Below are 14070 nucleotides of genomic sequence, written 5' to 3'. Positions count from 1 at the left end.
AAGGAGGTGTGACTAGAGTGAGCAGGGATCGTTCTGGACGCGGGCGTAAGGAAGGAGGCGCGAAGGGTGGGGCCCCGGTCATTGACCGGGGCCAAAGGCGCTACTGTGTCTGGGAGACGGCACGGTTGAGGGCACTAAAGAGGGCGCGGAAGCTGGCGGTTGTCAGGTTTTCATCAATGCCGATGCCATGCAACGGGCGGCCACCGTCCAGGCGAACCTCGATATAAGCCGCCGCCTTGGCATTGGCACCTGCACCAATAGCGTGCTCATGATAATCCATGACTTCGATCTGGACCGGTAGAGCTGACACCAGCGCCTCCAATGAGCCATTGCCGGTGCCTTGCCAATGCTGGGTTTCACCCTTGGCCATGACTTCAACGTTGACCGCACTGATACCGTTCTCTTCCTGCAAGCGGTGACGCTTGAGCTGGTAAGGCGAAACGGCCTTTAGGTACTCCTTATCAAGCAGGTCGTAAATCTGCTGTGCCGTCATTTCCAGTCCCAGGCGATCGGTTTCCTTCTGAACGACCTGGCTGAATTCGATCTGCATCCGACGCGGCAAGGTAATGCCATATTCCTGCTCAAGCAGATAGGTGATACCACCCTTGCCGGACTGGCTGTTAACCCGGATGACCGCCTCGTAGCTGCGACCAATGTCGGCGGGGTCGATCGGCAGGTAGGGCACTTCCCATAGGGTGTCCGGCTTCTGCTGGACGAAACCTTTGCGGATGGCATCCTGGTGTGAGCCCGAAAACGCGGTGTGCACCAGATCACCCACGTAGGGATGGCGGGGGTGAACCGGCAACTGATTGCATTCCTCGACCACCTTGCGTACGGCATCGATGTCGGAGAAATCCAGTTTGGGATCGACTCCCTGGGTATAAAGATTCAGAGCCAGTGTCACAAGGTCCACGTTGCCGGTGCGCTCGCCATTGCCGAACAGGCAGCCCTCGACACGATCAGCGCCTGCCATCAGGCCCAGCTCGCTGGCTGCAACGCCAGTACCGCGGTCGTTATGAGTATGGAGGCTGACAAGCACGCTGTCGCGACGATTGACATGACGGCAGAACCACTCGATCTGATCCGCATAGACATTTGGCGTGGCCGCCTCGATGGTGGCGGGCAGGTTGAGGATCAGGCGGTTCTGTGGGGTCGGCTGGAAAACGTCGATCACGGCATTGCATACTTCGACGGCAAAATCCGTTTCCGTGGAGCTGAATACCTCAGGTGAGTACTCGAAACGCCATTGCGTCTGCGGATTGGCATCAGCCAGGCGCTTGATGACACGACCAGCATTGACGGCAATCGCCTTGACGCCTTCCTTGTCCTGGTTGAAGACGATGCGACGGAAGCTGGGCGCGCAGGCATTGTAGTAGTGCACGATTGCCTGCTTGGCACCTTTCAACGACTCGAAGGTGCGCTCGATCAGGTCCTCCCGCGCCTGGGTCAATACCTGAATGGTAACGTCATCCGGAATGTGGCCGTTTTCGATCAGCTCACGGACAAAATCAAAATCGGTCTGCGAGGCTGATGGGAAGCCTACCTCGATTTCCTTTACGCCTACCTGCACCAGCGTCTTGAAGAAACGCATTTTCTTCTCGCTGTCCATTGGCTCGATCAGAGACTGGTTTCCATCACGCAGGTCCGAACTCAGCCAGATAGGCGCTTCGGTAATGGTCTTGGACGGCCAGGTGCGGTTGGGCAGGTCGATAGTGGGAAATGCACGGTATTTCTTGGACGGATCGTTGAGCATGGCCATGAGAATAATCCTTTAGTTCTTGTTTCTTTCCGCGACCGTAAGAGCGGCGCCATAGTTGAATTGCCGGTCTTTCATTGCTGGTGATGGCACTGGAAAGCACTGCGGCAAGTGAATTCGATGTGTGTCGAGTTCAGGGTCGCAGTCGCGGACTGACCAGACGCAGGCAGGCGTGTTGCCGTAGCAGGATGAGGGTATGTGAAGTAGTCATACCCTCAACACTAGTGAGGAATGCCTTGAATGGCAAGCATGTTTAAAAAATTGGTATAAATCATCGCCAGATGCTTTTTAAAGCAATAAAAAGTTAAAAACTAGGGCTTTGTTGGATTGTTTTTTGATGCGCGTAAAGGGTGTCCGAGCGATGGTTCGGATGTCTGGTCGCTTGGGAATATCAAACATGCGACCATAATGACTCACTGAGACTGGAAGCTGATACGTGATACCGCAGAGGCGCCCGCGACGTTTTGCCTGGCTTGGCTTGTTTGCCATGGCCATGGCCTTTGTCGCACCGGTGGTGTCCCAGGCTCTGGCAGCCCATCACGTCCACAGGCATGAGCATCATCACGATGGCATGACCCATTCTCTGGACAAGCAGCCGTCCGTATCGAATACCTCGCAGATTACACAGACGCCACACTGGGTGTATGTCTGGGAGAAATGTGGCTATTGCGATCTGTTGTTCAATAATCCGCCGCTTTCATCTGAATTCGTCATACGTCCGCCACGCACACTGTATGACAGCCCGGTGTACCTGGGCCTGGCTGCACGGGGCTTTGCGCGGCTGCCCGTTTTTATAGGGGCCATGACCCGGGCGCCGCCTGCATGTGTTTGAGCAACTCGATATTTTAGGTGCCTCGACGGCACGGTAATTCTGTTTTGTTCACGCTGGCGTCTGACGCCTGTAAGGTATTTTTATGCGTATTTTGTTGAGTCTTGTTGCTGCACTACTTCTCACGCCCTATGCCATGGCACATGAGTATGAAACGGGTCAGCTGCATATTGATCATCCTTGGTCACGCGCTACGCCTCCCGGGGCGCCCACCGGAGCGGTTTACTTTGTCGTGCACAATCATGGTAAGCAGGCGGATCGGCTGTTAAGCGCTGATTCGCCTGTCGCGGCTAGTGCTGAACTGCACACCACTATCAACAAGGATGGGATGATGGGTATGCGCCATATGGAGCAGGGGGCCGAGATCGTTTCCGGTGCCGAGTTGCGCCTGGAGCCTCAGGGTAATCACCTGATGTTGGTCGGGCTCAAGCAGCCTCTGGTTGCAGGGCAGCGTTTTCCGCTGACGCTGCATTTCGAGAAGGCAGGTAATGTTGAAGTGCAGGTAGCTGTTCAGGATGACGCGCCTGACGCCCATGAGCATCATCATCAGCACTGATTCTTTTCCTTCGAGTCTGCCTGGATAGCCCTGATAGGGAGTTCAGGCGGGTTAAAGGAAATAGAAATAGGTCGAGTAGCCGTCAGCTCCATTGGCGTGTCGGCAAAGGGATCAGTGTGAAGGCAGTGACAAAAGAGGCATGACAATGCCTCTTTTGTCATTAAGTGAGGTGATCACCTGACGGTGAGCGCCTTCGTAGTCTTGGTAGACAACAGGTGCCGGTCAGGCTTCCTGTTCGTGAACGTCCTGCTCGGAATGAGCTTTTTGTTCAGCGATCTTCTGCACTTCCGCTTCGTAGACCTTGTCCATGACGCTGGGACGTTTCCGCCAGGGTTTACGGTCAGGAGTCGATTGAGCCGCGTATGTGGTGATTTCACCACCATAGATGTTTTGAAAGCGCTGGGCCTGGCGTTCCAGTTCGGCGCGAAGTTCTTCTTTCGTCACTTTATTTAAATCTTCACTATTTGTTGTAGTCAAGGCGGTTGATACAAGCTCAGGGCGAGCGTGTATTGCTACTGACCGCACGAGTCGATGGCCAAGTTGAAAAGATTACTGAACGGCCATCAGGCTAAGCCCTATTTATATAAGGCCTAAACGGTCTTGTCACCTATTCTTAATGTATTGCGTTATTTGTCAGCCCCAATGAATGGGGCCTTTCGAAACACTTTTCAAGTATGGAAACGCTCCGAAACAGGGCCTTCCCGTCTGATCATGCCTGAAAGTGGTGCGCATCATCAGAGGAAGCAAGCGGTTAGAGCGCGAGCTAGAGCCCTTGTTCCCTGGTAGATGGAGAGTTGGCATTATTTTTTCTTGTCTATTTCACAAAGCATGGCGATGTGCCTGTAAGCCTTGACTCTTTATGCGCCCCGATGCGCCCGGGTAACGAAGCCTGAACACGTGTTTCACGACACCTGTTCGGGCTTTTTTTTTGGAGCGAAAAAATGCACGGTAAGGTGGTATCGATTGGCGCTTTATTCTCTACCGACGGCACTTACCGGCGTATGGGCCGGAATGCCCTAGCGGGTGCAGAGCATGCCATTGCCGAGCTTAATGGAAGCGGTCACCTGGACTTTGAGCTTCGCCTGCATCATTTCAACCCCGAAGGTAGACCAGAGCGCTACAGTGAAGGGCTGGCTGAGCTGCATGCACAGGGAGTTCGGCACATTTTCGGGCCTATCACTTCGGCTAGCCGTAAGGACATCATCCCTGATCTTGAGCAGCGCAACAGTCTGCTCTGGTTTCCATGCCCTTATGAAGGGTTCGAAAGCAGTGAAAATGTCTTATACCTTGGGGGCTGTCCTAACCAGACGTTGATTCCCCTGCTGCGTTTTGCCATCGAGGCATTTGGTGACCGAGCCATGCTGATTGGCTCCAATTACGTATGGGGCTGGGAAAGCAACCGTATTGCCCGCGAGATCATGGAGGCAGCGGGTGGCGTCACTTGCGGTGAGAAGTATTTCCACTTGGGCATCACTGCGTTCGGCGAGGTGATCGAGAGTTTACTCACCAGTCGGCCAACGTTCGTACTGAACAACTTGGTTGGCGAATCTTCTTATGCCTTTTTGCAGCAGCTGGACCAGGTGTGCGTCGAGCGTGATATGCGCCTGCCGGTGCTCAGCTGCAACTTTACCGAAGGGGAGCTGGCCGAGCTCGGACGCATGCAGGCCTTGCGGCTGTTTTCCTGCGGTCCTTACTTCGAGGCAGTGGACCCGGTGTTCAGCTTGCGCCAACGCCGTCGGCATGGGCCGCACCCTTATTCACACTATTACGCCTGTACCTACGCCGGAGTGTATCTGCTGGCGGAGGCCTGCCAGAGAGGCGGCAACGATAAACCAGCCGAAGTCTGTAAAGCCCTGTATGCCGCACCGGTGAAAACAGCGTTGGGCGACCTACAGGTATCGCCCCGCAATAACCACACCAGTCTGCCGTGCTACATCGCCGAGCTTGAAGACGAGCGATTCGTGATCCGGCATGTCGAGCCCGCATTGTGTGAGGCGGACCCGTACCTGACGGCAACTGACCTCAGCGTATTTCGTACCCGGCGGCATGCCGTACCGTCCCGCCATTTGAGGATCGTCAAATGACTCTGCTTAAGCGTCCCGATTTCGAGAATACCCGTTTGCTGCTGGTGGATTGTGATGAACGCGCCCAGGCGAGTCTGCAAAAAAGCCTGCAGCGTCTGGGTGTTGCGGCATCGGTCGTGGCGCAGGATGCCGAAACCGGCCTGAATGATGTATTGGCGCTGGTCGTGGAACTGGATCAGTTCGCCAGCCCCGTGCTGTTGGCCGAGGCGAATAGGCGCGCTCTGCCGATCATCGCACTGACCCAGCACGAGACGCTGTCACAGATTCAGCGTGCGCTGGAGTTAGGTGCGACTGCCATGTTGAACAAGCCCATCACGCAGGGCTCGGTTTACACCACGCTGATGATGGCCATCGGGCTGCGCGACCGGCTGCGTGATGAGCAGCAGAAAGTCGTAGGTCTGCAAGACAAGGTGGACAGCCGCCCTCTCGTGGCTCAGGCGCTGGCCTGGCTGATGGTCGAGCTGGAGATCACCGAAACCCAGGCCTACGAGCGTATCCGTCACCTTTCGATGCAAACCAACCGGAGCCTGGAAGAGATCTGCCTGGATCTGACTCAGGCGCATCGGCAGGATGCAAGGGAGGCTCGCTCATGACGGGCGTAGCCACTTTGTACCGTCGGCCCTCCGTCGTGATCGCATTGCTGTTCATTGTGGCAATCGTGCTGCTGGCTGTACTGGCACCCTGGGTGGCGCCCTATGATCCTTCTGAGCAGTTCATCGAGGGGCTGACCCTGGAAGGTGCGCCATTACCGCCGGACGCGACGTATCACCTGGGAACGGATCTGCTGGGCCGTGATCTGCTGTCGCGTCTGCTCTATGGCGCACGAACCTCGTTATTCATCGGCGTGCTGGCCAATGGAATCGCCGTATTGATCGGCACGCTGGTTGGTCTTGCGGCGGGCTTCATACGCGGTTGGCTCGGAACGACCCTGATGCGGTTTACCGACCTCATGATGGCCTTTCCAGCGTTACTGCTGGCCATCGCCTTGGCGGCCATCTTTCAGCCCAGCGTGTGGATTGTGGCGCTGGTCATCGCCATGGTGAACTGGGTGCAGATCGCCCGGGTGATCTATTCGGAAACCGTGGCGCTGTCTGCGCGGGATTTCGTTGAGGTCGAGCGTACCCTGGGTGCAAGCTCCATGCGCATTCTGTTCTCCCACCTATTGCCACATCTGGTACCTACGATTCTGGTCTGGGCCACGCTGGGCATCTCCACTACCGTATTGCTGGAAGCTACGTTGTCGTTTCTGGGGGTGGGGGTTCAACCGCCAACACCCAGCTGGGGCAACATCATTTTTGAAAGCCAGACCTACTTTACGTCAGCGCCCTGGCTGGTGCTGTTTCCCGGGGCGGCCATCGTACTGCTGTCGCTGTCGTTCAATCTGGTCGGTGACGCGTTGCGCGATGCCCTTGATCCGACGCTGAAGGGGAGAGGCTGATGTTGACCTTCATAACCCGCCGAGTGGCGTACGCATTGCTGATCCTGCTAGGGGTTACGCTGATTACCTATCTGCTCCTGTTCATGCTGCCAGCCGATCCGGCGCGACAGATCGCCGGGCGCAGCGCGACACCCGAGGTGGTCGAGAACATTCGCCATCAGTTGGGGCTGGATCTACCGTTCTACCAGCAATACTTCAACTACCTGAAAGGGCTGTTACACGGCGACCTGGGGCGCTCCTTTATCCAGCGCTCGGAGGTCTCTGAGCTGATCGGCTCACGTCTTGTGCCTTCGCTGCAGCTCATGGGGATGGGCATTCTGTTCGAGCTGATCATCGGGATCGGCCTGGGCATTATCGCCGCGCTCAAGCGGGATTCGTTTGCCGACCGCCTGCTCATGGCCTTTTCCTTCATAGGCGTGTCGTCCCCCCAATTCATCGCCGCCATGCTTTTTCTGTACTTCTTTGCTGTAAAGCTTGGCTGGTTTCCCATGGGCGGGTATGGCGAGTTCCGCCACATTCTGTTGCCTGCTCTGACGCTGGGGCTCCTGGGGAGCGGCTGGTACTCGCGGATGGTGCGTTCCTCCATGATCGAGGCCTTGCATCAGGACTTTATCCGGACGGCGCGGGCCAAGGGGCTGAGTCGTCTGCGCGTGGTGTTCCGCCATGTGCTGCCTAACGCCATCGTTCCAATCATTCCGATGATCGGGATCGACATCGGCATCTTCATGGGTGGGCTGGTGGTCGTGGAGTCCGTGTTCGGCTGGCCTGGCATCGGTCAGCTCGCCTGGCAGGCCATTCAGCAAGTGGACATTCCCGTCATTGTTGGCGTTACGACCGTTTCGGCCGTGGCGATTGTTGTGGGCAATCTGCTGGCTGATCTGGTGATTCCACTGGTTGATCCGCGTATCGATGTGAAAAAGCACTAACGACATCTAAAAAGAGGTAGGAGCATGAGAAGGAGCGCTTTATCCCTGGCCATTGCGGCTACGCTGTTCGCTGGCAATCTGCTGGCGGCCGAACCCAAGACGGGCGGCGAGGCGGTCATCACCTATCAGAACGATGTGGCGACACTGGATCCAGCCATTGGCTACGACTGGCAAAACTGGTCCATGATCAAAAGCCTGTTTGACAGGCTCGTCGACTACAAGCCCGGCACGACGGAGCTGGTCCCGTCACTGGCTGAACAGTACACCGTCTCCGATGACGGCACCGAATACACCTTTACGCTGAAGAAAGGCGTCAAATTCCATAATGGTCGCGACCTGAAGGCTGGCGACGTGAAATACTCGCTGGAGCGGGCCGTCAACCCGAAAACCCAGAGTCCGGGCGCCGGATTCTTCTCGTCCATCCAGGGTTATGAAGACATGACCTCTGGCAAGAGCCAGACGCTGAGCGGGGTCACGACGCCTGATGAATACACCGTCAAGATAAAGCTGAATCAGCCTAACGCTACCTTCCTGCACATCATGGCGATCAACTTCGCCTCGGTCGTTCCGAAAGAAGCGGTCGAACAGTGGGGCTCTGACTTCGGCAAGCATCCGGTAGGCTCCGGTGCCTTCGAGCTGGCCGAGTGGAAGCTGGGCCAGCAGCTGGTCTTCAAGAAGAACCCGAACTACTTCCATGCTGGCGTACCGTATCTGGATAGCATCAAGTTCGAGATCGGCCAGGACCCGACGGTCTCCCTGATGCGCCTGCAAAAGGGGGAAGTGGACATCGCCGGGGATGGTGTGCCCCCCGCGCAATTCCTGCAATTCAAGAATAACCCGCAGCAGAAGGAGCTGATGGTCATCGGTGACCAGTTACAAACGGGATACCTCACGCTGAAGACCACGCTGCCTCCGTTCGACAAACTTGAGGTTCGAAAGGCCGTAAACATGGCGATCAGCAAGGACCGGATCGTTCGCATCATCAATGGTCGCGCCAAGCCAGCCAACCAGCCACTGCCGCCTGCCATGCCTGGCTATGACGCTGCGTTCAAGGGCTATGCTTACGATGTGGAGGGCGCCAAGAAGCTCCTGGCCGATGCAGGCTTTCCCAACGGTTTCGATACCGAGCTGTATGTGATGAATACCGACCCGCAGCCACGTATCGCCCAGTCCATCCAGCAGGATTTGGCCAAGGTGGGTATTCGTGCACAGATCAAGTCCCTGGCGCAGGCCAACGTGATTGCGGCAGGTAGCGAGAAAGACAAGGCACCTATGGTGTGGTCGGGCGGTATGGCCTGGATCGCCGACTTCCCCGATCCATCGAATTTCTACGGCCCGATCCTAGGGTGCGAGGGGGCGGTAGCAGGTGGCTGGAACTGGGCCTTGTACTGCAACAAGGCGCTGGATGCCGAAGCGAAAAGGGCTGATTCGATGGCCAAACCCGAGCAGCAGGCCGAGCGGATTGCCTTATGGAAAAAGATCTTTACCGATGTCATGGCCGATGCGCCGTGGGTGCCGATCTTTAACGAGCAGCGCTTTACCGTGCGATCTGCTCGCATGGGAGGTGACGATGCGCTGTATGTCGACCCTGTCCACGTCCCCGTCAACTACGACTACATCTGGGTGAAGTGAATGTGCCAGAACTGCTTGGTTAAAACGATCCATAGCATCAACAGCCATTTTGGCTGGGACAACAGCTTCGAGCCAACGGCTCGGGTAGCGCCCGGAGCCGAACTGGAGTTTCAGTGCCATGACTCCTCTAACGGTTATTTCAATGCACAGTCGGTTGTCGCCGACGTATCTACGATGCCGTTCGACAACATCAATCCGGTTACCGGGCCGATTTTTGTCGAAGGGGCCCAGCCGGGTGATGTGCTCAAGGTGACGATCGACAGCTTCAAGCCTTGCGGCTTTGGCTGGACCGCGAACATTCCAGGCTTTGGCCTGTTGGCAGACCAGTTCAAGGAACCAGCGTTGGCCTTGTGGCACTACGACAAGGAGAGCCTGGCACCCGCTGCGTTCGGCCAGTTCGGCAAAGTCCCGCTCAAGCCGTTTGCAGGCACCCTTGGCGTTGCTCCGGCTGCGCCAGGGCCGCATTCGATCGTCCCGCCCCGTCGCGTGGGAGGCAACCTGGACATCCGCGATCTGGCCGCCGGCACTACCCTGTACCTGCCCGTGGAAGTGGAGGGGGCGTTGTTTTCAATAGGGGATACCCATGCAGCCCAAGGTGACGGTGAGGTCTGCGGGACGGCCATAGAGAGCGCCATGGACGTGGTGGTGAAGCTGGACCTTATCAAGTCCACTCCCTTGGCCGCACCGCGCTTCAGTACGCCAGGGCCGGTAACCCGTCACCTGGATGCCATGGGGTACGAGGCCTTTACCGGTGTCGCGTCTGACCTGATGGATGCGGCTCGTCAGGCGGTGAGTAGCACAATCGACTGGCTCTGCCGTGAACACGGCATGCCGGCCGAGCAAGCCTACATGCTGTGCTCGGTCTGCGGTGATTTGCGAATCAGTGAAGTGGTGGACATGCCGAACTGGGTGGTCTCGTTCTACTTCCCCAAAGTAGTCTTCAACTGAGGTAATGCCATGACTGCCGAGACACCCCGGCCTTTGCTGTCGGTCGAGCACCTGTCCATCGAGTTTGGCAGCAGGCGCGTCGTGAATGACCTCAGCTTTGCCCTGCACAGTGGCAAGACCCTGTGTATCGCCGGAGAGTCCGGCAGTGGTAAATCCCTCACCTCGCTGGCCATCATGGGGTTGCTGCCCAAGATGGCGCGATTGCCCAGCGGCGTTATCCTTTTCGAGGGACAGAATCTGCTGGATCTGCCCGAGCGGCAGATGCAGGCGCTCCGGGGTAAGGACATCGGCATGATCTTTCAGGAGCCCATGACGTCGCTCAACCCATTGATGACCGTCGGCCAGCAACTGGAGGAGACGGTACGTCGGCACGAGGCGGTGAGTCGTGGTCAGGCGCGGCAGCGTGCCCGTGAAATGCTCGACGCGGTGCGTGTACCCCAGGTGGAAAAGCGCCTTACGCAATATCCCCACGAGTTGTCCGGCGGGATGCGGCAACGGGTAATGATCGCCATGGCGATGCTCTGCCGTCCGCGGGTGCTGATTGCTGATGAGCCTACCACAGCCCTGGACGTCACCATTCAGGCCCAGATCCTTGAACTCATGCGCGAGTTACAGGACGAGTTTGGCACCACGCTGTTAATGATCACCCATGACATGGGCGTGGTGGCGGAAATGGCCGATGAGGTCGTGGTGATGAATCAGGGCGAGATGGAGGAGCGGGCACCGGTACGCGAGCTTTTCAGGACGCCCAAGGCGGCGTATACGCAAAAGCTTCTGGCGGCCGTGCCGGTACTGGGCACAGCCGCCAAACCTGAATCGCGAGCAACGCAGCCAGTAGTGCTGGAGGTTCAAGACCTCACCGTGCGTTTTCCGCTGCGGGGCGGCTGGTTCGAGGAAGCTCGCAACGTTCACGCGGTGGAAAACGTAAGCTTCAATCTGCACCAGGGCGAAACCTTGGGAATCGTAGGGGAGAGCGGCTGCGGCAAGTCCACGACCGGCAGAGCGCTCATGAACATGCTGAGTTACGAGGGCAGCGTGAAGCTCATGGGGCGGGAGTTGAATGGGCTTGTCGGCAATGCGCTCAAGCCGGTGCGGCAAGATATCCAGATGATCTTTCAGGATCCGTACGCCTCCCTCAATCCGCGCAAGACAATCCTGGATCTCGTAGGCGAGCCTTTGCTTATTCATGGACAAGGCGATCTTGCGGCCCGTAAGAGGCGTGTCGCCCAATTACTGGATCAGGTTGGCTTACCGGCTGAGGCAATGGAGCGCTACCCGCATATGTTTTCGGGCGGACAGCGGCAGCGTATCTGTATTGCCCGTGCGCTGGCGCTCAACCCTAAGGTCATCATTGCGGATGAGTCCGTATCGGCGCTCGATGTGTCCGTACAAGCACAGGTGCTCGATCTGCTGGAGCGCTTGCAGAGGGAATATCAGCTGAGCTACGTCTTTATTTCCCACGACATGGCAGTGGTCGAGCGTATCTGTCATCGTGTGGCGGTCATGTTTTGCGGTCAGATCGTTGAAATCGGTCAGCGTGATCAGGTGCTTGGAAATCCGCAACATGCTTATACGCGGCGGCTATTGGCTGCTGTGCCCATGCCGGATGTGGATCACCGCAAGGACTTTAAAAGCCTGCTCAAGGAAGTCGAAACGCCTGACCCTATCAAGCCACGTGGTTATCAGGCTCCCTTGCAACGTTATCGCGCGGTAGATCTGGATCATTGGGTTGCGGTTTAAGTCTTTGATTGACCTGAGGTTGCTGCTCTGGTGTCTGTACGCATATACAGTTATCTGGGTCATCAGGTATGTCGATTACCGTACTAGGGCGAAGCGAGCGGCTTCGCCATTTATTGCCCGAGGCGGACTCTCTGCGGATCAGCGGCTTTCAGTCTGCGGCGGGTCAATGGGAAGAAAACGCCATCTCGCTGGATAGGCTGGTGGGGTTGGGCGAGTCACCAATCTGGGTGGTGATGGTGGATGATGAAAGCCTGCTTGAGTTCGGGATCTATCCGGGAGATCGGCTAATTATCGATCGGGCAGTAGAATGCCGACCGGGACATCTGGTTATCATGGATGTGAACGGCCAGTATGAAATACGCCGACTCACGCATGATAACCAGGGCGGTCGCCTGCTGTTGGGTGGGCATCGTCAGGCGCGCCCAATCAATTACGGTCGCGATGAGCCTCTGGATGCGTGTGGCGTCGTAACCTTTGTGCTTAGCTATGTGGCACAACCGGCAACGTAATCAGCGTCGGCGCTGCCGTTAATCCACTGCTTCAACGCGCCAGCCACTTTTCCAGTTCTGCCACATCGTTTCCGGCGCCGGCTGCCCGGTTTTCGGCCAAGCGCCAATAGAGTTGTGCCATGGCAAGGTACAGTGCCTCGCTGGGACGGTCTTTTTGCGCAAAGGCAGCGATCTCTTCCATTTCTGCTACCCAACGGTAGGCTTTGGGGTACATGTCGGGCAGTTTCTCGTTAGCCCACTCGTAAAGCATCGGCTGGCTGCATTTGAGTTCATCGCGCAATGCCTGGCCGGAACCACTGCGCTCGGCAGCCTGCACCATGGCAGCGATAAGGCCGGTCAGCCCCTTGGTAATACCGGCATAACTCATCTTAAGTCCTGACGCGGCACCGATGGGTGCTTCCAGTACCTTCACCGGAAGGCCATAGTCGTTGAGCTGGGCAAATCGCGCGGCATGCTCGCCTGAGGCATAGAACGAGGGGCACGTTCGTTCAGGCGAAGGAGGCGTGCCAAAGATGGCCGCGTCGACGAAGGCACATCCTGCATCGGTAAGGGTCTGACCGACCTGCTCGACGGTGGCTGGAGCAATAGCGTTACAGTCTACATAAACGGTCTTTTTCATGCGGCCCAATAGGGGGGCCAGCTCTTGCGCCAACGGCAAGGCTTCGGACGGCGGCACAATGGAGAGCAGAATATCGGCTTCACCCAGCTGTTCCTGTTCGACCTCACGCAACCCTGCCGCTGCGGCGCGCTCGCGGGTAGCCACGCTGCGGCCAGCCAGGGTGGTACAGACATCCAGGCCGTGATCGCGCAAATAGCGGCCCACAGCAGCGCCCATGGAGCCTGGGGCGATCAGGGCAACAGTCAGCGTCATGGTTCATCCTCGTGGGTTGTTGTTTTCATTCCTAGCTGATCGGCCAGATCCTGCAAGTCACTGGCAACCAGATCCCAGCTGTCGGCTGGCTGTTCGATCGGACCTTTTGGTCCTTTTTCCAGAGGGCGCTGAATAAAGGCCGTCCGCAGACCCAGCTCACTGGCTGCCTGAAGGTCATTGTTATGGGCCGCACACAGCATGACTCGTTCAGGTTCAAGGCCCAGCAGGGTGCAGGCGCCGAGGTAACATTCGGCATCAGGCTTGTAGTGATTGAACAGATCCGCGCCGAATACCATGTCCCAGGGAAGGCCGGCGTGGCGTGCCATATTGACCAGCATGGCAACGTTGCCATTGGACAAGGCGCTGATGCTATAGCCCTGCTTGAGTCGAGTCAGACCGGGAACGGCATCCGGCCAGGGATTGAGGTGATGCCAGAGGCGATGAATCCAGTCCACTTCAGCCTTGATCAGGCCAACCAGTCCGTATTGGGGCAGCAGTTCCTCAAGCGCCACACGGTGCAGGTCGTCAAGCGGCGTCCAGGGTAGCGTTCGCTCGCGAATCTCATCCATCAGCGGGCCGTAGGCCTCAGCTCGCCAGGAATCGGCAAGGGCAGGCCAGTCGGCTTTAAGGCCGTTTTTCTCCCCAAAGGACTCAAGTGAGGCGATTAAACTACCCCTCCAGTCGACTACGGTGCCGAACACATCGAACAAAAGTGCGTGTACTGTCGTCTTCATTGCGAACTCATCGCCTGCGTAAGAAGTACCTACTGTCTTGACGGAAA

At 57.2% G+C, this 14070-nt stretch carries 14 protein-coding genes; 10 read left to right on the top strand and 4 right to left on the bottom strand.

The window, feature by feature from the left end; genetic code table 11:
- Positions 1–100: 100 nt before the first annotated feature.
- Positions 101–1759 carry a 2-isopropylmalate synthase gene (leuA, locus tag PLU01S_RS07380; RefSeq protein WP_074824683.1) on the bottom strand — a complete coding sequence of 553 codons (1659 nt, stop codon included), beginning with the start codon at positions 1757–1759 and terminating at the stop codon, positions 101–103.
- 433 nt (positions 1760–2192) lie between these two features.
- Between leuA and PLU01S_RS07375 the strand changes: the two genes are divergently transcribed.
- Positions 2193–2588 (top strand): DUF2946 domain-containing protein, encoded by a 396-nt coding sequence (locus PLU01S_RS07375; RefSeq protein WP_083397863.1) that lies wholly within the window; start codon positions 2193–2195, stop codon positions 2586–2588.
- An 82-nt stretch (positions 2589–2670) separates the two neighbouring features.
- The gene (locus PLU01S_RS07370) at positions 2671–3141 is read left to right on the top strand and encodes a copper chaperone PCu(A)C (protein ID WP_074824681.1); all 471 of its coding nucleotides are present in this window, start codon (positions 2671–2673) and stop codon (positions 3139–3141) included.
- A gap of 222 nt (positions 3142–3363) precedes the next feature.
- Here PLU01S_RS07370 and PLU01S_RS07365 read toward each other — a convergent pair whose 3' ends face one another.
- Positions 3364–3585 (bottom strand): hypothetical protein, encoded by a 222-nt coding sequence (locus PLU01S_RS07365; protein ID WP_037029664.1) that lies wholly within the window; start codon positions 3583–3585, stop codon positions 3364–3366.
- Between the two features lie 497 nt (positions 3586–4082).
- Here PLU01S_RS07365 and PLU01S_RS07360 point away from each other — a divergent pair, with 497 nt between their 5' ends.
- From PLU01S_RS07360 to PLU01S_RS07325, 8 genes are all read left to right on the top strand, one after another.
- Positions 4083–5225, top strand: a complete 1143-nt coding sequence (locus PLU01S_RS07360; RefSeq protein ID WP_074824670.1) for a transporter substrate-binding protein — start codon at positions 4083–4085, stop codon at positions 5223–5225.
- Positions 5222–5818, top strand: a complete 597-nt coding sequence (locus PLU01S_RS07355) for an ANTAR domain-containing response regulator (RefSeq protein WP_010795239.1) — start codon at positions 5222–5224, stop codon at positions 5816–5818. The genes PLU01S_RS07360 and PLU01S_RS07355 overlap by 4 nt, the downstream gene beginning before the upstream one ends.
- Positions 5815–6663 carry an ABC transporter permease gene (locus tag PLU01S_RS07350; RefSeq protein WP_010795238.1) on the top strand — a complete coding sequence of 283 codons (849 nt, stop codon included), beginning with the start codon at positions 5815–5817 and terminating at the stop codon, positions 6661–6663. Before PLU01S_RS07355 ends, PLU01S_RS07350 begins: the two co-directional genes overlap by 4 nt.
- On the top strand, positions 6663–7589 hold the full coding sequence (locus tag PLU01S_RS07345; protein WP_019366355.1) for an ABC transporter permease: 927 nt from the start codon (positions 6663–6665) through the stop codon (positions 7587–7589). The genes PLU01S_RS07350 and PLU01S_RS07345 overlap by 1 nt, the downstream gene beginning before the upstream one ends.
- 24 nt (positions 7590–7613) lie before the next feature.
- Positions 7614–9221 (top strand): ABC transporter substrate-binding protein, encoded by a 1608-nt coding sequence (locus tag PLU01S_RS07340; RefSeq protein WP_074824668.1) that lies wholly within the window; start codon positions 7614–7616, stop codon positions 9219–9221.
- Entirely contained in the window at positions 9222–10169 is a 948-nt protein-coding gene (locus PLU01S_RS07335; protein ID WP_074824665.1) for an acetamidase/formamidase family protein, read from the top strand.
- Between the two features lie 9 nt (positions 10170–10178).
- Positions 10179–11909: an ABC transporter ATP-binding protein gene (locus tag PLU01S_RS07330; RefSeq protein ID WP_074824663.1), complete on the top strand. Its 1731-nt coding sequence runs from the start codon at positions 10179–10181 to the stop codon at positions 11907–11909.
- 68 nt (positions 11910–11977) lie between these two features.
- Positions 11978–12418, top strand: a complete 441-nt coding sequence (locus tag PLU01S_RS07325; RefSeq protein WP_010795233.1) for a S24 family peptidase — start codon at positions 11978–11980, stop codon at positions 12416–12418.
- A 31-nt stretch (positions 12419–12449) separates the two neighbouring features.
- On the opposite strand, the gene PLU01S_RS07320 is transcribed toward PLU01S_RS07325, so the two are convergent.
- Both PLU01S_RS07320 and PLU01S_RS07315 read right to left on the bottom strand, forming a co-directional pair.
- On the bottom strand, positions 12450–13289 hold the full coding sequence (locus PLU01S_RS07320) for an NAD(P)-dependent oxidoreductase (protein ID WP_010795232.1): 840 nt from the start codon (positions 13287–13289) through the stop codon (positions 12450–12452).
- Positions 13286–14023, bottom strand: a complete 738-nt coding sequence (locus PLU01S_RS07315) for a haloacid dehalogenase type II (protein ID WP_074824660.1) — start codon at positions 14021–14023, stop codon at positions 13286–13288. Before PLU01S_RS07315 ends, PLU01S_RS07320 begins: the two co-directional genes overlap by 4 nt.
- Positions 14024–14070 lie beyond the last annotated feature (47 nt).

The sequence above is a fragment of the Pseudomonas luteola NBRC 103146 genome (genome assembly GCF_002091675.1).
GTDB lineage: Bacteria > Pseudomonadota > Gammaproteobacteria > Pseudomonadales > Pseudomonadaceae > Chryseomonas > Chryseomonas luteola.
Note: the sequence above shows the minus strand (reverse complement) of the source record. Positions and strands in the feature narration are given on the sequence as shown.

Bases quoted from the DNA above. Each gene is read 5' to 3' on its own strand.
- leuA (WP_074824683.1), bottom strand. From the start codon at position 1,759: ATGGCCATGCTCAACGATCCGTCCAAGAAATACCGTGCATTTCCCACT.
- PLU01S_RS07370 (WP_074824681.1), top strand. From the start codon at position 2,671: ATGCGTATTTTGTTGAGTCTTGTTGCTGCACTACTTCTCACGCCCTAT.
- PLU01S_RS07360 (WP_074824670.1), top strand. From the start codon at position 4,083: ATGCACGGTAAGGTGGTATCGATTGGCGCTTTATTCTCTACCGACGGC.
- PLU01S_RS07355 (WP_010795239.1), top strand. From the start codon at position 5,222: ATGACTCTGCTTAAGCGTCCCGATTTCGAGAATACCCGTTTGCTGCTG.
- PLU01S_RS07350 (WP_010795238.1), top strand. From the start codon at position 5,815: ATGACGGGCGTAGCCACTTTGTACCGTCGGCCCTCCGTCGTGATCGCA.
- PLU01S_RS07345 (WP_019366355.1), top strand. From the start codon at position 6,663: ATGTTGACCTTCATAACCCGCCGAGTGGCGTACGCATTGCTGATCCTG.
- PLU01S_RS07340 (WP_074824668.1), top strand. From the start codon at position 7,614: ATGAGAAGGAGCGCTTTATCCCTGGCCATTGCGGCTACGCTGTTCGCT.
- PLU01S_RS07335 (WP_074824665.1), top strand. From the start codon at position 9,222: ATGTGCCAGAACTGCTTGGTTAAAACGATCCATAGCATCAACAGCCAT.
- PLU01S_RS07330 (WP_074824663.1), top strand. From the start codon at position 10,179: ATGACTGCCGAGACACCCCGGCCTTTGCTGTCGGTCGAGCACCTGTCC.
- PLU01S_RS07325 (WP_010795233.1), top strand. From the start codon at position 11,978: ATGTCGATTACCGTACTAGGGCGAAGCGAGCGGCTTCGCCATTTATTG.
- PLU01S_RS07320 (WP_010795232.1), bottom strand. From the start codon at position 13,289: ATGACGCTGACTGTTGCCCTGATCGCCCCAGGCTCCATGGGCGCTGCT.
- PLU01S_RS07315 (WP_074824660.1), bottom strand. From the start codon at position 14,023: ATGAAGACGACAGTACACGCACTTTTGTTCGATGTGTTCGGCACCGTA.